This window comes from Nonomuraea spiralis (assembly GCF_014648435.1).
Lineage (GTDB): Bacteria > Actinomycetota > Actinomycetes > Streptosporangiales > Streptosporangiaceae > Nonomuraea > Nonomuraea spiralis.
In genome coordinates this window covers 31,696-50,284 of the sequence record NZ_BMRC01000051.1, presented here as the reverse complement: position 1 = coordinate 50,284, position 18,589 = coordinate 31,696, and the positions used below count along the sequence as shown (strand labels likewise).

Below are 18,589 nucleotides of genomic sequence, written 5' to 3'. Positions count from 1 at the left end.
CTCGCCGCCCTGGACACCCCGCCGCAGGAGCGGGAGTTCGGCGGCGACCTGTGGCGCTTCAGCGGGCTGCCGGGACGGCCCGACCTCGACATGGACCCCGCGCGGTTCCGCCGGGCCCTGGCCGACAGCATGTACGTGCTCTTCCACCGCTTCCTCGCCCCCGAATGGCCCGGCATGCGCCGCCGGCTCGAAGCCAGCCTGGCCGCCTACCAGGAGACCGCGGCGCGGATCGGGCTCGGCTCGGCGCTCAGCACGCTCAGCCCGCGGCTGTCCTGGGACGGCAGCGGCATGATCGTCACGGGCGGACCGGATCGCACGATCGATCTCGGCGGACGCGGCCTGCTGATCCATCCGATCGCCGGCGCCTCGCCCCGTTACCTGGGCATCGCGACGACCCAAGATCGGCGCAGCTCGGTGCTCACGGTTCCCATCCCCGACAGCGGCCGCCAGGCGATGCCGTCGCCGGCCTTCGACACGCTCGCCGCGCTGGTCGGGCGGGCGCGGGCGCGGGTGATGCGGGCCGTCGGGGGGCCCGGCTGCCGTACGGACGAGCTGGCCGGGCGGCTCAAGGTCAGCGCCTCGACCGCCTCCGAGCATGTCACCGTGCTGCGCAACGCCGGACTGATCGCCACCCGCCGCAACGGCCGGGCCGTCCACCACCACCTGACCGCCCTCGGCGCCCGCCTGCTGGAGGCCAACAACTGACCTCGACGCGTGACGGCTCGCCGCGCCGTGCGGGAGCGGGAGGTTCGGCCTCTGGGGAGGATCGGACCGGATTTTGGCGGTAGCACCCTCTGTGACATAGGTGACTGATAGTGCAGGCGCACGTTTCGGTTCGGACGTTCTTCGCGGGGTGCGTGTCGGAAAACGATCGTCTATCGACACTCTGGTCGCCAACCTCATCGGCCCAGGTGAGCAGTGTCGACAACGCGCGTCGAAAATCAATGTCGGATAACGATGCCTCTGATAGTTTCCGACACTTGCTTTTCGGCTACGCGCGCGTCTCGACCGCCGACCAGAACCCCGTCCATCAGATCGACGCGCTTCTTCGGGCCGGCGTCGCCGAAGACAACGTCCATCTCGATCACGCCAGCGGCGCGAAGGCCTCGCGCCCCGAACTCGACATCGTGCTGCGGATGCTGCGCTCCGGCGACACCTTGAAGGTCACCCGGCTGGATCGGCTCTCGCGCTCGGTGCTGCACCTGGTGACCCTTGGCGCCGAGTTGCGCATGCGCGGGGTGGGCCTGCATGTGATCGAGCAAGGCATCGACACCGACACGATGGAGGGCCGGGCGATGTTCGGCATGCTGAGCGTCCTGGCCGAGCTGCAGCGCGAGCTGATCGTGGCCAACACCAACGACGGCCTGGCCTCCGCTCACGCTCGAGGCCGCGTCGGCGGGCGCCGGCCCAAGCTCACCGCCGACCAGGCCACCCTTGCCCAGCAGCTGTATGACGACCGGACCAAGACCGTTCAGCAGATCGCCGATCTGTTCGGGGTTCCGCGTAGCACGGTGTATGGGCACCTCGATCGCGAAAACACTCTGCTCCGCCAGCCGAAGAAGATCGTCATCATGAAGTCCTGAAAGCTGTCCGCAGGCCGTTTTCCCCTGGGCAGAGATAGAAGTTCCGGGCCGAAGCAGCCGGGCAACCACGCTGCTAATGTCACCGCCGGTGCACCTGACCAGGGGATGAAACACTTCTGGGGGTGCTGGACACCTAATGAGGTGTTCCAGCGGGCGGGCCGCCCGGCCGGGGAGCAGCGTCTACGGCATGACCAAGTCCGGCCTGGACGCGTTCGCCGAATCGCTCCGCCAGGAACTGCTCGGCGAAGGCGTCCGGGTGAGCGTGGTGGTGCCCGGCACCGTGGACATCGAGCAGGAGACCCGTCTCGGCGACGCCGCCCTCCGGTCGGCCGGCGGAACGGAGGGGCTGCGACCGGAGGACGTCGCGGACGCGATCAGCTACATCGTCACGCGGGAGCGACGGGTCGCCGTCAACGAGATGCTGGTTCGCGCCGGGTAGGGCCGGCCCCGACACCCGCGTGGTGCGGCAGCGACCACGCCGGCCGGCGTGACCACGGTGGAGACGCGCCGCCGGTGCTCACCCGCGTGACTCGGGTGGCACATAGACGAAGGTGGGGCCGGCCGTGGTTCCGTCGCCGCCGGACATCCGCATCAGGGCCTGGGCCTGGGCCCTGAGCGTGAACATGGTGCCGGTGGCGGTCGCGAGCCGCTTCGGGGCGCCGTTGAAGGCCTGTTCGAGCTGGTTCAGCAGGGTGCAGTAGGTCTGGTCGAACCTTTCCTGCGCGGCGCGGGCGGCGCTGCCGGGCTCGGCGGGCCCCGGGTTGGGTCGCATCGGCAGGACGCCGGCCGGGTCCACCGGGACCACCTCGCCGGTGGGCCCGGACCGCGGGGTGTCCCCCCGCTGGTACCTGCGGCCGAGCTTGAGCTCCTGGAAGCGGTAGTAGTGCGCGACCTCGTCCCGATCGGGGTGGAAGACGTCCGCGTCGCCGTCCCAGACCTCGCCGCCGTCCATGCCTTCGCCCTGTTCGACGATCTCCTTCAGCGCCCCCAGAGCGGACTCCAGGTCCTCGACCGCGAACAGGAATCCCGCCGTGTGCCGGAAGTGGCTGGAGTTCACCTGACGGGCGGGGTCGCCGGAGAAGACCTGCCGCTCGCCGAGCCGGTCGCACAGCCGGCGCAGGCCCTGCTCGATCGCGGCGTAGAACTGCCCGATCGTCTCGTAGCCGTCGCCCTGCGCCGGGGCGCCGGGCGGCGCCGGACGTTCGAGGCGCAGGAACATCTCGAGCGCCTCCGCGCCGAACGGCAGCAGCGACACCTCCAGGTCACCGTGGGGCAGTCGCCGGGGATGGGGCGGCAGCATCCGCGGCGTGTCGAGCCGCGGGCTGCCGCCGACGGCGTTGAGCAGGTTGGCGGCCAGCGCCAGGTGCAGCATCTCCTCGACGAAGACGGTGCTGACCACTTCGACGGCTTGCCGGTTCCGCTCCGGGTCGAGCGAGTACAGGGCGCACAGGTACGGCGGCAGGGTCGCGTGTTCCAGCTCGATCGCCCACTGCAGGTGTTCACGCAGGCTGTCGAGGGTGTCGATGGAGCCTGACCCGGGGTCGGCTGCGGCGGTTCGCTGTGGTTCAAGGTGTTTCATGATGTCCTGCTTCGGTGGTCGTCAGGGGTGTTCCGAGCGTGGTGGACGCCCTGCCGGACCGGCGCCGGGCGGCACTTGCCGAGCCGGGCCGGGCCGCTACGTGGCGGTGGCCTTGAGCCAGTCGAGGTAGCGGATCTGGCCCGAGGCGGCGCGGTCGACGGGCACCAGGCTGTACTCGCTCAGCTCGCTGCCGAAGTAGCGCGCGTGCGGGTCGGTGACGACCTCCCGCGGGTCGCCCCAGGCGGCCAGGGCCTGGCGGAAGAACTCGTCCATCCGGAACTGCTCGGGCCCGGCCACCTCCACCCGGCCGTTCAGCGGTGCGCCGGCCGCGGTCCGGCCGACCGCCTGGGCGACGTCGTCGCCCGCGATGGGCTGGAAGCGCACGGGCGCGACGTGCACCTTGCCGTCGACCGTGGACTCGTCCGCGATGCCATGAGCGAACTCGAAGAACTGCGTCGCGTGCACGAGCGAGAACGGGATCGACGACTTCTCGATGAGCTTCTCCTGCGCGATCTTCGCCGCGAAGTAGCCGTTCTCCGGCATGCGCTCGGTGCCCACGATGGACACCGCGACGTGGTGGCCGACACCGGCCGCCGCCTCCGCGGCGAGCAGGTTGCGGGTGGAGGTCTCGAAGAACTCCAGCACCGCGGCACGCTCGAACGACGGCGAGTTCGATACGTCCACCACGGCGTTCGCGCCGGCCAGCACCTCGGCCAGCCCTTCGCCGGTGAGGGTGTTGACACCGGTGCCGGGCGCCGCGGCCACCGCCTCGTGACCGTGCTCGGTCAGCTTCGTCACGAGCTTCGAGCCGATCAGACCGGTCCCGCCGATTACCACGATCTTCATGAGAAGCCTTCCTGTCCGCCGGCGCGTCCGGTTGCGGCCGGTCGCCAGCTAAGACCGGGCGCCACTCAGGCTTTGTGACAACAGCCGGAGATTTCTTCCGTACCGTGGCCCGGCCCCCGGACAGGTGTGATCGCCACGAGCAGGTGGCTTGGTGCAGGACCGATGGCTACTCGACGAGCTTCCCGACGGTCGAGACCTCGCGCATGAGCGACGCGATCTCGGCGGGGATCGGCGGGATCGCCTCCCTCTGCACCATTCCCGGGCCGGACCACACCAGGTTGACCCGCAGCGCCGGGTCGAGCTCCGGGTAGTCGGAGCGGTTGTGGCAACCGCGGGTCTCGCGACGCTCAAGGGCGGCGTCGATCGTCGCCCGGGCGGCGAGCGCCGCGGACTTCAGGTCGAAGGCGTATGCCAGATCCTGGAAGCCGGCGATGTCCGGATGCACGCCGATCTCCCCGATGCGCGTCTCCACCTCGGCGAGTTCGGCCAGGCCCGTGCGCAGGCCGCTCTCGTCGCGCACGACGCCGGCGTACTCGCTCATGAGGTCGCGGACGGCCCGCTGCAGCACCCGCACGTTCTCCGGCCCGTCCGCGGCGAGGAGCCCGTCCACCTCCGCCCGAGCCTCCGCCAGCACCTCGGCCGCACGGAGGTGGGCCTGCCGGCCCGCGACGAACTCAGCCGCGGCCTGCCCGGTGATCCGGCCGTGAACGAGGAGCTCGATGAGCGAGTTGCCGCCGAGGCGGTTGGCGCCGTGCAGGCCGCTGGCCGCCTCCCCTATCGCGTACAGGCCGTCGACGTCCGTGCCGTGGTCCTCCGGCCGCACCCACACGCCGCCCATGGAGTAGTGGGCGGTCGGGGCGATCTCGATCGGGTCCTTGGTGATGTCGAGCATCTGCAGTTCCAGCAGCGTCCGGTAGACGCGGGGCAACCTGGTCATGATCGTCTGTCTGGACAGGTGCGAGACGTCCAGCCAGACGCCGCCGTCCGGAGTCCCGCGGCCTGCCTTGATCTCGGTGTAGGCGGCCAGGGCGACGCGATCGCGGGTGGACAGTTCCATGCGCCCAGGGTCGTAGCGGGACATGAACCGTTCGCCCAGGTGGTTGCGGAGGATTCCGCCCTCGCCCCGCGCCGCCTCCGAGACGAGGGTGCCGGCCGCGTTCTCGGGTGCGATGAGGCCGGACGGGTGGAACTGCACCAGTTCGGGGTCGCGGAGACGGCAGCCGGCCAGTACGGCCAGGCGGAAGGAGTCGCCGGTGTTCTCGTCCCTGCGGGAGGAAGTGCGCCGCCAGATCCGCGTGTGCCCGCCGGCGGCCAGGATGACCGCGTCGGCGTGGATGACGTAGCGGCTGCCGTCCGACAGGTCGAACCCGTACGCGCCGAAGACCGTGTTGTCACGGACCAGGATGCGGGTGATGTAGACGGTGTCGAGGACGGGGATGTCGAGCTGCGCCGCGCGGTTGATCAGCGTGCGCTGGATCTCCAGCCCGGTGTAGTCCCCGGCGTAGGCGGTGCGCCGGTAGGTGTGCGCGCCGAAGAAGCGCTGCGAGATCCGCCCGTCCAGCTCACGGGCGAACGGCATCCCGTAGCGTTCCAGGTCTGCGATGCCGCGCGCCGCGCCCTCGGTGACGATGCGCACCGTGCGCGGATCGGCGAGCAGGTAGCTCTCCTTGAGGGTGTCGGCCGCGTGCTGTTGCCAGCTGTCCTCGGGATCCATGGTGGCCAGCGGCGCGTTGATCCCACCGGCTGCGAGCGCGGTGTGCGCGTCCGCCTTGGGCCGCTTGCCCACCGCGAGCACACCGACCCCCCGCTCGGCGAGCTCGATGGCCGCCCGCAACCCGGCCCCTCCTGTCCCGATGACCAGGACGGGCGTGGCGATCCGACTCTCCGGCGTATGCATGGGCGCTCCCTTGACCGCGGCGACGAAAGCCCTACACGGAACACGACCGAAGGATGGGCCCGGCTTGTGACATGCCTGCCGGTCACTCCTGGCCTCGACGACGCGCCGCGACCGCCGCGGACCAGATCGTGCCGGCGACCAGCAGGACGCAGCAGGCCGCGATCGCCGCCACCACCGCGGTCACGCCGGCCCAGGGCGCCGCGAGCGGTGCTGCCAGGACGACGGCGACGCAGCCCGCGAGCGCGGCGGGAAGGATGACCGGCGTGGCGAGGACCAGTGCGTGCACCGCCCACAACAAGGCGAGATACGACGCCACCGGAACGGCGACCGCGTACCCGAGCGCCGTCGGCGACGCCGCGACGTGGTGCCCGCTCTGCTCCACCGCCACCTCCAGCCCGGCGCCGAGCGCGGCCATGGCAGCGAAGATGCCGTAGTGGCCGTATCCCCACAGATAGGACCGATGACGGCGGTCGCTGAGCCCCTCGCCCGCCTGCACGAGGAAGTACAACCACCACAGAGCGAACAGCAGCACGAGGCCGGAGCCCGCGATGACGACGAAGGGAACGCCGATCCCCTCCGCACCGAGCGCCCCCTCAACCCCTCTGGTGGCGGCAAGGATGCTCTCCCCGAGCAGGATGATCGTGAACAGGCCGTAGCGCTCGGCGATGTGGTGCGGGTGCCAGGTGGTCGGCCGCACCCGTTCCGCCCACCGCGGGACCGCCAGTTCCAGGACGACCAGGCCGACGAAGACCGGGAGCCCGGACGCCGCCGGCAACGTGCCCGCCTCCACCAGGAAGAACCGGAGGACCCAGCCCAGCTGCAACACGGTGATGCCGCCCGCGTAGCGCAGCGCGGTGCGGCGGCTCGCGCCGTCCTCGAACCCGGCCCGCAGCCACTGGGCGACGAGCCCTGCCCGCATGATGAGATAACCCAGCGTGACGATGCCGAAATCAGCCTCACCGGCCGCGGCGGGCACCCCGGCGGCCAGCACCAGCACGCCGGCCATCTGGAGCATGGTCAGCAGCCGGTAGGGGACGTCGTCGGTGTCGTAGGACGAGGCGAACCAGGTGAAGTTCATCCACGCCCACCAGATCGCGAAGAACACCTGGAGGAACGGGACCACCCCGGCCCATCCGTGACCGTCGGCGAGATCGTGCGCCAGCCGGGCGGTGACCGCCGCGACCGCGACCACGAAGGTCAGGTCGAACAGGAGCTCCAGCGGACTCGACGCGCGGTGCGGCTCGTCGATGGGACGGGCACTCATCCTGGCCCGGATGCGGATGGTGGTGGGGGTTGGTGCCAAGGTCGCTCTCCTGTCGGTGGGTGAGTCTGTCCTGCACGCAAGACAAGACAGCCCATCGGTTCTGTGACAGGAGAGGACGGGCCGGCGATCAGGCCGTGGCCTGCCGCCTGGTGCACAGGGATGGACGGGCCGGTAGGGACCTCCGGCGCCCGCAGGCGGTCGTGGTCAGTGGGCGGCGCCGGGGTGGCGCCGCCCCACATGCCGGCGGAGAGTCATGATCGCCGCCTGGTGCACAGGGATGGACGGGCCGGTAGGGACCTCCGGCGCCCGCAGGCGGTCGTGGTCAGTGGGCGGCGCCGGGGTGGGCGGCTTTCAGCCGGCCCTGGCGACGGCGGCGAGGGCGTGCTCGACGGTGTCGAACACCGGCAGGAGCAGGCCGACCCGGGCGACCTCCAGCAGCCGGGCGGGGGCGCCGCGGACCCCTGCCAGTCGTACGACCGCGCCGTCGGCAGCGGCCCGCCGGGCACTGGCGATCAGGACCCGGAGGCCAGAGCAGTCCAGGAACGACAGCTCGGTCAGGTCGAAGACCACCTGGTCGCCGGGCCGGCGGACGCGGTCGATGTAGTCGGCCAACCGGCCGCTGGTGGCGAGGTCGACCTCGCCACCGACCGCGACCAGGCACGTACCGGGAAGGTGCCGATGGCTCAGCGCCAGCGGCATGGCGCAGGCTCGCGCGAAGCCGATCGGGGGCTTGAGCCGTTCGGAGACGACCATGCGTGCACCAGGAACCTTTCGTGTCTGCATCTGTCGGCTACTCGCCGCGGCGGTGTGGGTCCCCCAAGATCTCGGCCCAGGACGTGTGGAAGACTCCGAGCTGGTCCCACAGGCGGGCCCTCCCGGTCACCGGCATCGGCGCATCACCCCTGGACATGGACGGCGGCGTCCAGAACGGCAGCGGTCACGGCGTCGGGCTGCGAGGTCGCGACGGCGTGGGAGGCACCGGCGATCTCGCGGGTTCCGCGCGAACCGGCGCGTTCGGCCATGAACCGCAACGCGGCGGCGGGGATGTTGAGGTCCCGCTCCCCGTGGACGAACCATGACGGCCTGGTACGCCAGGCCGCCTCGTCCGCCGTCAGCCCGTCGCTCAGCGCCCGTTCGGTCACCGGCCGCTGGGTGGCGGCCATCAGCGCGGCCTGGTCGGGGTCGAGGTCGGCGCAGAACTGATGGTGGAACCTGTCCTCGTCGATACGGAACTCGGTGCCGCCCGAGGCGAGCGGGTAGGCGGCCAGCGCGCCACCCAGAGTGCTGCCCTCGAACTTGCCGGACAGCAGCAACGCGCTCTCGCCGGGCTCGGGAGCGAAGGCCGCGACGTAGACCAATGCGCGGACGGCAGCGTTCCCGGCCGCCGCCTCGGTGATCACCATACCGCCGTAGGAGTGTCCGACCAGGACGACCGGCCGGCCGAGGCCGGCGACCACGTCACGCACGTACGCGGCGTCGTCCTCGAGGCCGCGTAGCGGGTTGGCCGCGGCGACGGCGGCGAACCGGTGGTCGTGCAGGCCGCGGATGACGCCGTTCCAGCTCGCGGACTCGGCGAAGGCGCCGTGGACCAGGACGATGACGGGCTGTTCCGCAGTGTTCATGATGGTTCCTTTCAGAGGTCGGGAGGAGCATCTCTTCCATGGACCGGGCGACTGCCCGGATCTGTGACAGCTCGGTGGATGCGCCGCCGGTCTCGGGGGGCTCGTCGGCGGGGCGTCCGGGCTTCTCGTCGTGGGACCGAGGTCCCCGGCCGCGCCGCCGGGGACCTCACCACAGAACGGGCTACGCCGCGACCGTGTGCAGGGCCTCGAGAATCGACGCGGTCACGGCTTCGGGCTGGGAGACGCTGAGCACGTGCGACGCGCCGGGCATGTCGCGTGCCCCCTTGGCGCCGGCTCGATCCGCCATGCAGCGGTGCGGGGCGACCGGAATGCTGAGGTCGGCGTCGCCGAAGACGAACCAGGACGGGAGGGATCTCCACGCCAGGTCAACGGGCGGATTTCGCGAAGCCGCCGGGCACGAGAACGACGGTCGGTTTCTGCTGGGTCATGATTCCCTCCTGTCTGGTCGGTCGCCGCCGAGTGCCTTGCGGAGGACGTGGACGGCCTGCTCGATGGCACCCGTCGTGGCGGCGGTACCACGCAGGGGGTTGAGCATCATGAAGTCGTGGATGGTGCCGTTGTAGCGGACGATCGTGGTGCGGACGCCGGCCTCGGTGAGCTTGCGGCCGTAGGCTTCGCCCTCGTCGCGCAGGACGTCGTTCTCGTCCACGATGAGGAAGGCCTCGGGGAGCCCGGCGAGCTCCTCGACGCTCGCCCGTAGCGGCGAGACAGTGATGTCGTCGCGCTTGTCCTTCTCGGGCAGGTAGGCGTCCCAGAACCAGGCCATGGCCTTGGCCGTGAGATGCGGTCCGTCGGCGAACTCGCGGTAGCTGCCGGTGTCCTGGCCCGCGTCCGTGACCGGGTAGTACAGCGACTGGTGCACGAAGGTGACGTCGCCGCGCCGCTTGGCCAGGATGGCCAGGACCGCGCTCATGTTCCCGCCGACGGAGTCCCCGGCGACGGCGAGGCGGGAGCCGTCGATGCCTTCGGCGGCCCCGTGCTCGCAGATCCACTTCGCGGTGGCGTACGCCTGCTCGATCGCGACGGGATGGCGGGCCTCGGGCGAGCGGTCGTACTCGACGAACACGATCGCGGCGTTCACCTTGACGGCCAGTTCCCTGACGAGCCTGTCGTGGGTGGCGGTACCCCCGAGGATCCAGCCACCGCCATGGACGTACAGGACGGCCGGCAGCTGTCCTTCGGCGCCGACCGGTTTGACGATGCGCACCCTCACCTCGCCGGCCTCGGCCGGCACCGTGATCCACTTTTCCTGGACGTCGGGCATGTCGGTCGGAGCGGCCTGGACGTCGTCGAGCACCTTGCGGGCGGCCTCGGGCCCGAGCTCGTACAGGAAGGGGGGCTTGGCGGTGGCGTCGGCGAATGCTTGCGCCGCTGGTTCCAGGACGTACTTGCTCATGGTGTCACCTTTCTGCTGTGTCATTCAGCAATGACCGGACAGCTCGCAAGCTTTGTGACGCACACCGCGAAACCTTGCCAGAATCGCTGGCTCCGTCACCCGGATCGGACGCCGGATGCCCGGCACGGTGACCGGCCTCCTGACGGGGCCCTGTCGCGGTCGCGACCGTGAACCAGGGTGTCGACCAGGGTCTCCCAGGGCGCGATGGAGGGGTCCGGCAGGCGACCGTGATCGCACCGGCATCGCTGGATGCCGTGCGAAGGGAGCTGGGACCATGACGAACGACCTGTTGGAGTCGCCTGGACACGGCGCGGCGGAGACCGCTGACGACCGTTCGGTCAGCGGGGTTGGACACGGCCGTCTCGGCATTCATCACCTCACGGTCCCGGCTCTTCGGGATCGCCTTTCGCGTCCTCGACGACGTGGGAGAGGCCGAGGACGTGGTGCAGGAGGCGTGGCTCCGCTGGGAACGGGCCGACCGATCGGCCGTCCTGAGCCCGCCCGCGTTTCTCGCGCTGACCACCACCAGGCTCGCCGTCAATGTCACCAAGTCGGCCCGCAGGCGCCGCGAGACGTCCAGCGGCCCCTGGCTCCCGGAGAGCGTGGACCACGGCGTCAGCCCTGAGACTGCGGCCGAACGACATGAGGCGGCCGATCTGGCGATCCGGCTGCTGCTGGAGAAGCTGACACCCGCCGAACGGGCCACCTATCTCCTCCGCAAGGCCTTCGACTACCCGTACCGCCGAATCTCCGAAGTCCTGCACCTGAGCGCGGACCACGCGCGCCAGCTCGTACTGCGCGCCCACGTACACCTCGACGCCGAGCGACGCCGGCCGGTCAACGTCGCCGCGCACCGATGCCTCGTACGGACGTTCATCGCCGCGGCGCAGAGCGGCGACCTCGCCGAACTGGAAGAACTCCTCGCTGCCGACGTGACCGGCCATCTGGTGCTCCAGTGACACTTCGTGATCACGGCGCGCGTCGTCCGCCTGAGGATCGGCTCGCTCTCAGCCTGTTCGACGCCAAAGGCGAGCCGGCCAGGCTCAGCCGGCAGGTCGGGGCCGGACTCAGCGATCGGCTGCGCGGGCTGGGCCGCTTCTCACGCACCCAACGCATCGCCGTCCGCTAATGGGAGGTACCGGGTCGGCTGATCGGGCAGACTCGGTACCTGGTAGCCGCTGGTGAGTGAGCACTTCCGTCCGCTGGACCGATGTTTGAGTCCTGGGGTCAGACCGTGCCCTCACCAGTGATCAGGGGTTTGATCACTGATGGGATGTCGTGCCCGCCCTGGTGGCGTGAGTACTGATCCATTAGCACGTCGACCGGCTCCTGCGGGCTGCCTGATGGCGTCGTCGAGGGGTTGGAGGATCGGGTGCTGTTCGTCGGTGATGACCGGGCCGAGGACCACCATGATGTGGAGGTGCAGGACGAGCAGGGCCGGGCGGTCAAGCGGGCCCGGTTGCCCGAGGGTGCCGCGGGGGTGGCCCGCTTCCACGAGCTGGTCGCCTCGGTCCTGCCCCAGGACGCCGAACCGGCCGAGGTGCTGGTGTGCATCGAGACCGACCGGGGACCGTGGGTGCGCGCGCTGGTCGCGGCCGGCTACCGGGTGTTCGGGGTGAACCCCAAACAAGCCGCCCGGCACCGGGAGGTGATGGGCAACTCCGGGGCCAAGAGCGACAAGGCCGACGCGCACGCGCTGGCCGACATGGTGCGCACACGCCGCCACCAGCTCCGCCAGATCGCCGCCGACTCCGATGAGGCCGAGGCGGTCAAGGTCGTCGCCCGCGCGCATCAGACGATGATCTGGGAACGGACTCGGCACATGCTGCGGCTGCGCTCGGCACTGCGGGACTACTTCCCCGCCGCGCTCGCGGCCTACCAGCCGCTCGGCCTGACCAGCACGGCTGTGCTCGCCCTGCTGGCCAAAGCCCCCACCCCGCATGCAGCGGCACGGCTGACCGTCACCCAGATCACCGCGGCGCTGAAGGGCTACCGCGACAAGAGCGCCAAGGCCGCCGCGATCCAGGCCGAACTACACGCCGAGCATCTCGGGCAAAGCGACCTGGTCGCGTCCGCTTACGCGGCCACCGTGGCGGCGACCGTCGCGGTCCTGCAGACCCTCAACACCCAGATCGCCACCCTTGAAAGGCAGGTCGAGGCCCATTTTGGCCGGCACTCGGACGCTGAGATCCTGCTCAGCCAGCCCGGTATCGGCGCCATCCTCGGCGCCCGGGTGCTCGCGGAGTTCGGCGACGCGCGCGGCCGCTACGCCAGCGCCAAGGCCCGCAAGAACTACGCCGGGACCTCACCGATCACCCGGCAATCGGGCAGGTCCAAGTCCGTCCATGCCCGGTTCATCCACAACGACCGCCTCATCGACGCCCTGCACATGCAGGCCAGCGCAGCGATCTTGCACGATCCGGCCGTCCGCGCCTACTACGACCAGCTCAAAACCCGCGACCTCAGCCACAACGCCGCCCTGCGCCAGGTCGGCAACCGCCTCGTCGGCATCCTGCACGGCTGCCTCAAAACACACACTCTCTACGACCGGGCAACCGCTTGGTCACACCGACAAGAGGATCTCGCTGCTTGACATCCCGGCTCCAGGGATGTCTGACCGGACTCCGCGTTCGCGGCCGCGGCGGCGGTACGCGTTGCCGCATCGACGAGTTGAGCCGGGTGCCATCGCTCGCGAGTCCCCTCCTGCCGCAGGCGTTGATCTGATCACGACAGGTGCCGGGCCGTTCTCTGGCCGAAGGCGACCCGGCACTTGCCCTTCGCGACCACGGGGAGTTCCTCCGCGCGGCCATGGTCTGGCGGTTTCGAGATCGTCGTTTCTCCAGCGAGGAATACGGCCGGCAGAGCGAGGACGGCGGCCACGATCACCACCGGACCGAGGACGACAACACGAAACCTCTGCTCAGCCGACCTCCGGGACAGCGGACCGTCTCAGCTCGTCATCGCGAGGTAGGCCATGCGCCGCAACACGACGGATCGTCATACCGTTCCGTTGAGCCCTTGCGCTTCTCCGGACGGGAACGCGTGATCACCCCTCGCCCCGCGACCTGCACGGACGAGTATTCGGCACCCACAGGATAGGTGGGCCGGCTTTCCCCTCGAAGGCATCGCGATCGACTCGGTCGCCCAGATCGGGCGGCGTTCCTGCGCGGAAGGACGTTCGGGGCGCGTGCAGGTGATCGGCCGAACCGGTGGGACCAGGGAATGCGATCTCCCATGAACCTCGGTGTCGGGTCAGCGGTCCCTCGGTGGCATTCGGCGTAGCAGGTACGTGTCCATGATCCAGCCCTTACGAGCGCGGGCCTCCTCACGCAGCCGTCGGATGCGTTCGCCGACCTCGCGCACCGGCCCCGACACCAGGATCTCGTCAGGTGTCCCGAGGTAGGCGCCCCAATAGATGTGGAAGTCGTCGAGACCGATGAAGGACGAGTGGGCGTCGAGCATGACGACCACGTCGTCGGCGGTGGGGCCCTGCTCGGCCAGGCGGCGGCCGGTGGTGAGGTGCGTGGGCCGGCCGACCTGGGTGAGGCCGATGCGGTGGCGGGCTGTGAGGGCGGCGACGCTGCTGATGCCGGGGATGACCTCGACATCGAAGGCGACGTGCCCGCGTCGAAGGATCTCGTCGAGGATGGCGAGCGTGCTGTCGTAGACGGCCGGGTCGCCCCACACCAGGAACGCGCCGGTCTCGCCGTCGCCGAGCTCGTCGCGGATGAGCGCTTCGCAGGCGAGCGAGCGGCGCGAGCGCCAGTCCTCGACGGCGGCAGTGTAGGCGGGGGCTGCGCGATCGCGTTCCGGGTCGCGGGCCTCGGCGATCCGGTACGGATTCCGACTGTGCTGCGCGATCAGGTCGAGCCGGAGTTGGATCAACTCGTGCTTGACTTCACCCTTGTCGACGATGAAGAACACGTCCGTGGCGGCGATGGCCTTGACCGCCTGCAGGGTGAGATGGTCGGGGTCGCCTGCGCCGATCCCGATGACGAGGAGCCGTTTCACCCGCCAAAGTCTGCCAGATAGGCAGATATACGATGTCGCTCGCACTTTGCCATAGAGGAGGATCGTGAACCTGGCCGAGCAGGGCGACGCCTTGGCCGCTTTCCGGCGCTGCGGGCACCCCTGGGTGAACCTTCGCGGGTTGTCGTGGAGAGCCGGATTTGTCGTGGAGAGCCGGATGACGCGCGTGCTGGGTGACACATGATCACGGTCGTCGGGATCGGCGCGGAAGGCTGGGACGGCCTGGCTCCGGGCCCGCGCCGGGCGGTAGAAGCCGCCGACGTGGTCATGGGCAGCATTCGGCAGCTTGACCTCGTGCCTGCGACGGCCGCCGAACGCGTGAGCTGGCCGTCGCCGCTGCTGCCCGCTCTGCCCGCGCTCATGGACAGATACGCGGATCGTGAGGTGTGCGTGCTGGCCAGCGGGGATCCCATGTTCTACGGCGTCGGTTCGACGCTGGTCCGGCTGCTGGGAGCGGAGCGCGTCCTCGTGCTGCCGCACGTGTCCTCGTTGTCGCTGGCCTGCGCCCGGCTGGGCTGGCCGGTCGAGCAGGTGGACGTGGTCAGTCTGGTGGGCCGCCCGCCCGCGACCCTGGCCGCGGTGCTTCAGCCGGGCCGCCGCGTCGTCGTACTCGGCTCGGGACCGACCTCCCCGTCGGTGGTCGCAGAGCTGCTTGTCGGGCACGGGTACGGCCCGAGCCCGATGACGGTGCTGTCCGACCTGGGCGCCCCCGAGGAGTCCGGGCAGCGGGGAACGGCGGAGGGCTGGATGATAGGCGAGGTGTCCCCGCTGCACGTGATCGCCGTCGAGTGCGCCCTCGCCCGGGACGCCGAGCCCCTGGCCAGAGTGCCGGGGCTGCCGGACGGCGCGTTCGAGCACGACGGGCAGCTCACCAAGCGGGAGGTCCGCGCCGTCAGCCTGTCCCGCCTGGCCCCGATGCCCGGCGAGCTGCTGTGGGACGTCGGCGCGGGGGCGGGCAGCATCGCCGTCGAGTGGATGCGCAGCCACCCGTCGTGCGCGGCCGTGGCGATCGAGAGCAGGGGCGACCGGGCCGCCGCCGTCCGGCGCAACGCCGAGCGGCTCGGCGTGCCGTCGATGCGCGTGGTCGAGGGCAAGGCTCCGGGGGCGCTGGACGGGCTGCCCGAGCCGGACGCGGTGTTCGTCGGCGGCGGCGCGACCGCCCCCGGCCTGCTGGAACGTTGCTGGTCGGCGCTGCGCCCCGGCGGCCGGCTGGTGGTGAACGCCGTCACCCTGGAGTCCGAGGCCGTCCTCGCCCACTGGTACGGCAGGCTCGGCGGCGACCTGGTGCGCCTGAGCGTCCAGCGGGCGTCGCCGGTCGGCGGGTTCACCGGATGGCGGGCGGCGATGCCGGTGACCGTGTGGTCGATCATCAGGAAGGACTCACCGTGACCGTGTACTTCGTCGGAGCCGGTCCCGGGGCCGCCGATCTGATCACTCTGCGCGGCCTGCGGCGGCTGGAGTCGTCGCCGGTCTGCCTGTACGCCGGGTCGCTGGTGCCGCGCGAGCTGCTGGACGCCTGCCCACCGGGGGCCAGGCTGGTGGACACGGCCGCCCTGACACTCGACGAGATCGTCGCCGAGCTGGCCGCCGCGCACCGTGACGGTCTCGACGTCACCCGGCTGCACTCGGGTGACCCGTCGGTGTTCAGCGCGGTGGCCGAGCAGATGCGCAGGCTGGACGGGCTCGGGGTGCCGTACGAGGTGGTGCCGGGTGTTCCGGCGTTCGCGGCCGCGGCGGCCGCGCTGGGCCGGGAGCTGACCGTGCCCGGTGTCGGCCAGACGGTCATCCTGACGCGTACCTCCGTCCGCGCCACCCCCATGCCGGACGGCGAGGACCTCGGCACGCTCGGCGCGAGCCGGGCCACGATGGTGCTGCACCTGGCCGTGCAGCGGATCGACGCGGTGGTGGCCGAGCTGCTGCCCTCCTACGGCCCGGACTGCCCGGTGGCCGTGGTGGCGCGGGCGAGCCGGGCCGACGAGCTGATCCTGCGCGGGACACTGGCCGACATCGCCGGGCAGGTCCACGAGGCCGGGATCCGGCGGACGGCCGTGATCGTCGTCGGGCGGGTGCTGTCGGCGACGCAGTTCCCCGACAGCCATCTCTACAGCGCGGCGAGGGAGCGGGCGTGCGACGGGTCCTGATCCTCGGCGGAACCGCGGAGGCGCGGGCTCTGGCCGCCCAGCTGGCCGCCGATCCCGGGCTGCGCGTGGTGTCGTCGCTGGCGGGGCGGGTGAACAACCCGCGGCTTCCCGTGGGCGAGGTACGGGAAGGCGGGTTCGGCGGGCCGTCGGGCCTGGCCGCGTGGCTGCTGAAGGAGCGCATCGACGTGCTGATCGACGCCACGCATCCGTTCGCGGAGCGGATGACCGCCTCGGGGGTCGCGGCCTCGTCGGCGACCGGGGTGCCGCTGCTGGTGCTGCGGCGTCCGGGGTGGCGGGAGGGGCCGGGCGATGCGTGGCTGCGGGTCGGCTCACTCCAGGCGGCGGCCGGGCTGCTGGCCACGACCCGGTGGGGCGTGGCCGGCCGTGAGAGCCGGATCTTCCTCACTACCGGCCGCCGCAGCCTGCCGGTGTTCGCACCGCTGCCGGGCGTGTGGTTGCTGGCCAGGTCGGTGGACCCGCCGGAAGGGCCGGTGCCGGCGAACGTGCACGTCCTGCTCGACCGTGGACCGTACACCGTCGAGGGTGAGCGCGCCCTGATCCGGGAGCACCGCCTCGACGTGCTGGTGACCAAGGACAGTGGCGGGAGCATGACCATGGCCAAGCTCGACGCGGCGCGTGAGCTCGGCCTGCCAGTGATCATGGTGGACCGGCCGCCGCTGCCCGTGGGCGTCCGGGCGACGGACAGCGTGGCGGCGGCGGTGGCCTGGGTTCAGGGGTAGCGGCGCGGGGTGTAGACGACGCCGTCTTCGGTGGCCCGGGTCGTGGACGAGCCGATGATCAGCAGGCAGCGCATGTCCACCTGGCCGGGGTCCAGCTCGCCGAGCGTGGTGACCGTGACGCTCTCCTCCGGGCCGCCGACGTCGCGGCCGATCACCACGGGGGTGTCCGGCGTACGGTGCTCCAGCAGCACGTCCCGGGCGGCGGCGACCTGCCACGTACGGCTGCGCGAGGCCGGGTTGTAGATCGCCAGCACCAGGTCGGCCCGCGCGGCGGCGGACAGCCGGTCGGCCACCACCTCCCACGGCTTGAGCAGGTCGGACAGCGACAACACGCAGTAGTCGTGACCGAGTGGCGCGCCCGCCCTGGCCGCCACCGCCTGGGCGGCGGTCAGTCCCGGCACGATCCGCACCGGCACGTCCGGGAAGTCGGCGGCGGCTTCGAGCACGGCGCTGGCCATGGCGAACACGCCCGGGTCGCCGGACGACACGACCGCCACGCGGGCCCCGTCCCGGGCCAGCTCAAGGGCGTGCCTGGCGCGTTCGGCCTCCACCCTGTTGTCGGTGCGGTGGCGGCGCTGGCGGGGGTTCGGGGCCACGCGGTCAACGTAGGGGCCGTACCCGACGAGGTCGGTGGCGGCGGCCAGCGCCTCCTGCGCCTCCGGCGTCAGCCACGGCCGCCCGGCCGGGCCCAGCCCGACCACGACCACCTCGCCGGCCCCCTCCGGCTCCGGGCGTTCGGGGACGAAGGTGCGCTCGGCCGGGCTGGTGAGCAGGGCCAGCGAGAAGTACGGGACGCCGGCCGGGTCCACGTCCTTGAGCGGCGCGACCCGCTCGGCGCCCATGGTGGCGCGCTCGACGTACCAGGCGTCGTCGAGCCGCCCGGCCTCGGCCAGCGCGTCACGCACCTTCTCGAACGTGCGGCCCAGTTTGAGCACGGCGGCGGAGTCGGTGTCGCGCAGCCGCTCGGCCAGCGCCTCGGCGGGCAGCGTGCCGGGCAGCACGGTCAGCACCTCGTCCCGCTCCACCAGCGGACGCCCGAGCACGGCGGCGGCGGCGCTGACCGAGGTGACCCCCGGTACGACCTCGGTCGGATAGCGGTGGGCGAGGCGCTTGTGCATGTGCATGTAGGAGCCGTAGAACAGCGGGTCGCCCTCCGCCAGCACGACCACCGTGCGGCCCGCGTCCAGGTGGGCGGCCAGGCGTTCGGCGCAGTCGGCGTAGAAGTCGTCGAGCGCCCCCTGGTAGCCGCCCGGGTGGTCGGCGGTCTCCGTGGTCAGCGGGTAGAGCAGCAGCTCCTCGATCTGCCCCTCGCGCATGTACGGCAGCGCGATCGAACGGGCGATGCTGCGGCCGTGCCGGGCGGCGTGGTAGGCGATCACGTCGGCCTCGCCGATCAGCCGGGCCGTCCTGACCGTGACCAGCTCCGGGTCGCCGGGACCGAGGCCGACCCCGTACAGGCGTCCTGTCATCC

The 18,589-nt window shown here is 71.2% G+C and carries 18 protein-coding genes; 9 read left to right on the top strand and 9 right to left on the bottom strand.

Annotated elements, in window-relative coordinates; genetic code table 11:
- The 3 genes from IEZ27_RS51215 to IEZ27_RS51205 all read left to right on the top strand — a co-directional run.
- Positions 1-705 (top strand): ArsR/SmtB family transcription factor (locus IEZ27_RS51215; RefSeq protein WP_189653933.1); only part of this gene is annotated, 705 nt, incomplete at its 5' end.
- A 275-nt stretch (positions 706-980) separates the two neighbouring features.
- A complete protein-coding gene (locus IEZ27_RS51210) occupies positions 981-1,583 on the top strand; it encodes a recombinase family protein (protein ID WP_189653932.1) in 603 nt (200 codons plus the stop codon).
- A gap of 136 nt (positions 1,584-1,719) precedes the next feature.
- Positions 1,720-2,022 carry an SDR family oxidoreductase gene (locus IEZ27_RS51205; RefSeq protein ID WP_189653931.1) on the top strand — a complete coding sequence of 101 codons (303 nt, stop codon included), beginning with the start codon at positions 1,720-1,722 and terminating at the stop codon, positions 2,020-2,022.
- Positions 2,023-2,100: 78 nt separating this feature from the next.
- On the opposite strand, the gene IEZ27_RS51200 is transcribed toward IEZ27_RS51205, so the two are convergent.
- From IEZ27_RS51200 to IEZ27_RS51170, 7 genes are all read right to left on the bottom strand, one after another.
- On the bottom strand, positions 2,101-3,162 hold the full coding sequence (locus IEZ27_RS51200) for a ferritin-like domain-containing protein (protein WP_189653930.1): 1,062 nt from the start codon (positions 3,160-3,162) through the stop codon (positions 2,101-2,103).
- 96 nt (positions 3,163-3,258) lie between these two features.
- On the bottom strand, positions 3,259-4,008 hold the full coding sequence (locus IEZ27_RS51195) for an SDR family oxidoreductase (protein ID WP_189653929.1): 750 nt from the start codon (positions 4,006-4,008) through the stop codon (positions 3,259-3,261).
- A 166-nt stretch (positions 4,009-4,174) separates the two neighbouring features.
- Positions 4,175-5,905, bottom strand: a complete 1,731-nt coding sequence (locus IEZ27_RS51190) for an L-aspartate oxidase (protein ID WP_189653928.1) — start codon at positions 5,903-5,905, stop codon at positions 4,175-4,177.
- Between the two features lie 82 nt (positions 5,906-5,987).
- Positions 5,988-7,208, bottom strand: coding sequence for a low temperature requirement protein A (locus IEZ27_RS51185; RefSeq protein ID WP_229825100.1), 1,221 nt, complete (start codon positions 7,206-7,208; stop codon positions 5,988-5,990).
- Positions 7,209-7,520: 312 nt separating this feature from the next.
- Positions 7,521-7,922, bottom strand: coding sequence for an STAS domain-containing protein (locus tag IEZ27_RS51180; RefSeq protein ID WP_189653927.1), 402 nt, complete (start codon positions 7,920-7,922; stop codon positions 7,521-7,523).
- Between the two features lie 143 nt (positions 7,923-8,065).
- Positions 8,066-8,791 carry an alpha/beta fold hydrolase gene (locus tag IEZ27_RS51175; protein ID WP_189653926.1) on the bottom strand — a complete coding sequence of 242 codons (726 nt, stop codon included), beginning with the start codon at positions 8,789-8,791 and terminating at the stop codon, positions 8,066-8,068.
- Between the two features lie 445 nt (positions 8,792-9,236).
- Complete coding sequence (locus IEZ27_RS51170; RefSeq protein ID WP_189653925.1) at positions 9,237-10,208, bottom strand: alpha/beta hydrolase; 972 nt, start codon at positions 10,206-10,208, stop codon at positions 9,237-9,239.
- Positions 10,209-10,630: 422 nt separating this feature from the next.
- Between IEZ27_RS51170 and IEZ27_RS51165 the strand changes: the two genes are divergently transcribed.
- The 3 genes from IEZ27_RS51165 to IEZ27_RS51160 all read left to right on the top strand — a co-directional run bounded on the left by IEZ27_RS51165 (position 10,631) and on the right by IEZ27_RS51160 (position 12,801).
- Entirely contained in the window at positions 10,631-11,167 is a 537-nt protein-coding gene (locus IEZ27_RS51165) for a sigma factor-like helix-turn-helix DNA-binding protein (RefSeq protein ID WP_229825099.1), read from the top strand.
- Complete coding sequence (locus IEZ27_RS55740; RefSeq protein ID WP_379478660.1) at positions 11,065-11,337, top strand: NACHT N-terminal helical domain 7-containing protein; 273 nt, start codon at positions 11,065-11,067, stop codon at positions 11,335-11,337. Before IEZ27_RS51165 ends, IEZ27_RS55740 begins: the two co-directional genes overlap by 103 nt.
- A 243-nt stretch (positions 11,338-11,580) precedes the next feature.
- Complete coding sequence (locus IEZ27_RS51160) at positions 11,581-12,801, top strand: IS110 family RNA-guided transposase (RefSeq protein ID WP_189653923.1); 1,221 nt, start codon at positions 11,581-11,583, stop codon at positions 12,799-12,801.
- A 659-nt stretch (positions 12,802-13,460) separates the two neighbouring features.
- On the opposite strand, the gene cobF is transcribed toward IEZ27_RS51160, so the two are convergent.
- A complete protein-coding gene (gene cobF, locus IEZ27_RS51155) occupies positions 13,461-14,219 on the bottom strand; it encodes a precorrin-6A synthase (deacetylating) (RefSeq protein ID WP_189653922.1) in 759 nt (252 codons plus the stop codon).
- 198 nt (positions 14,220-14,417) lie between these two features.
- Here cobF and cbiE point away from each other — a divergent pair, with 198 nt between their 5' ends.
- Genes cbiE through IEZ27_RS51140 form a run of 3 tightly spaced genes read left to right on the top strand, consistent with a single transcriptional unit; the run spans position 14,418 to position 17,118 of the window.
- Positions 14,418-15,626, top strand: coding sequence for a precorrin-6y C5,15-methyltransferase (decarboxylating) subunit CbiE (cbiE, locus tag IEZ27_RS51150; protein ID WP_189653921.1), 1,209 nt, complete (start codon positions 14,418-14,420; stop codon positions 15,624-15,626).
- Positions 15,623-16,378 (top strand): precorrin-4 C(11)-methyltransferase, encoded by a 756-nt coding sequence (gene cobM / locus IEZ27_RS51145; protein ID WP_189653920.1) that lies wholly within the window; start codon positions 15,623-15,625, stop codon positions 16,376-16,378. The genes cbiE and cobM overlap by 4 nt, the downstream gene beginning before the upstream one ends.
- Positions 16,363-17,118, top strand: coding sequence for a cobalt-precorrin-6A reductase (locus tag IEZ27_RS51140; protein ID WP_189653919.1), 756 nt, complete (start codon positions 16,363-16,365; stop codon positions 17,116-17,118). The genes cobM and IEZ27_RS51140 overlap by 16 nt, the downstream gene beginning before the upstream one ends.
- Here IEZ27_RS51140 and IEZ27_RS51135 read toward each other — a convergent pair.
- Positions 17,109-18,587, bottom strand: coding sequence for a precorrin-2 C(20)-methyltransferase (locus tag IEZ27_RS51135; RefSeq protein ID WP_189653918.1), 1,479 nt, complete (start codon positions 18,585-18,587; stop codon positions 17,109-17,111). The genes IEZ27_RS51140 and IEZ27_RS51135 overlap by 10 nt on opposite strands.
- Positions 18,588-18,589: the final 2 nt, after the last annotated feature.

Excerpts from the sequence above, each read along its gene's own strand:
- IEZ27_RS51180 (WP_189653927.1), bottom strand. The coding sequence starts at position 7,922 with ATGGTCGTCTCCGAACGGCTCAAGCCCCCGATCGGCTTCGCGCGAGCC.
- IEZ27_RS51135 (WP_189653918.1), bottom strand. The coding sequence starts at position 18,587 with ATGACAGGACGCCTGTACGGGGTCGGCCTCGGTCCCGGCGACCCGGAG.
- IEZ27_RS51175 (WP_189653926.1), bottom strand. The coding sequence starts at position 8,791 with ATGAACACTGCGGAACAGCCCGTCATCGTCCTGGTCCACGGCGCCTTC.
- IEZ27_RS51190 (WP_189653928.1), bottom strand. The coding sequence starts at position 5,905 with ATGCATACGCCGGAGAGTCGGATCGCCACGCCCGTCCTGGTCATCGGG.
- IEZ27_RS51170 (WP_189653925.1), bottom strand. The coding sequence starts at position 10,208 with ATGAGCAAGTACGTCCTGGAACCAGCGGCGCAAGCATTCGCCGACGCC.
- cbiE (WP_189653921.1), top strand. The coding sequence starts at position 14,418 with ATGATCACGGTCGTCGGGATCGGCGCGGAAGGCTGGGACGGCCTGGCT.
- IEZ27_RS51195 (WP_189653929.1), bottom strand. The coding sequence starts at position 4,008 with ATGAAGATCGTGGTAATCGGCGGGACCGGTCTGATCGGCTCGAAGCTC.
- IEZ27_RS51200 (WP_189653930.1), bottom strand. The coding sequence starts at position 3,162 with ATGAAACACCTTGAACCACAGCGAACCGCCGCAGCCGACCCCGGGTCA.
- IEZ27_RS51205 (WP_189653931.1), top strand. The coding sequence starts at position 1,720 with ATGAGGTGTTCCAGCGGGCGGGCCGCCCGGCCGGGGAGCAGCGTCTAC.
- IEZ27_RS55740 (WP_379478660.1), top strand. The coding sequence starts at position 11,065 with ATGCCTCGTACGGACGTTCATCGCCGCGGCGCAGAGCGGCGACCTCGC.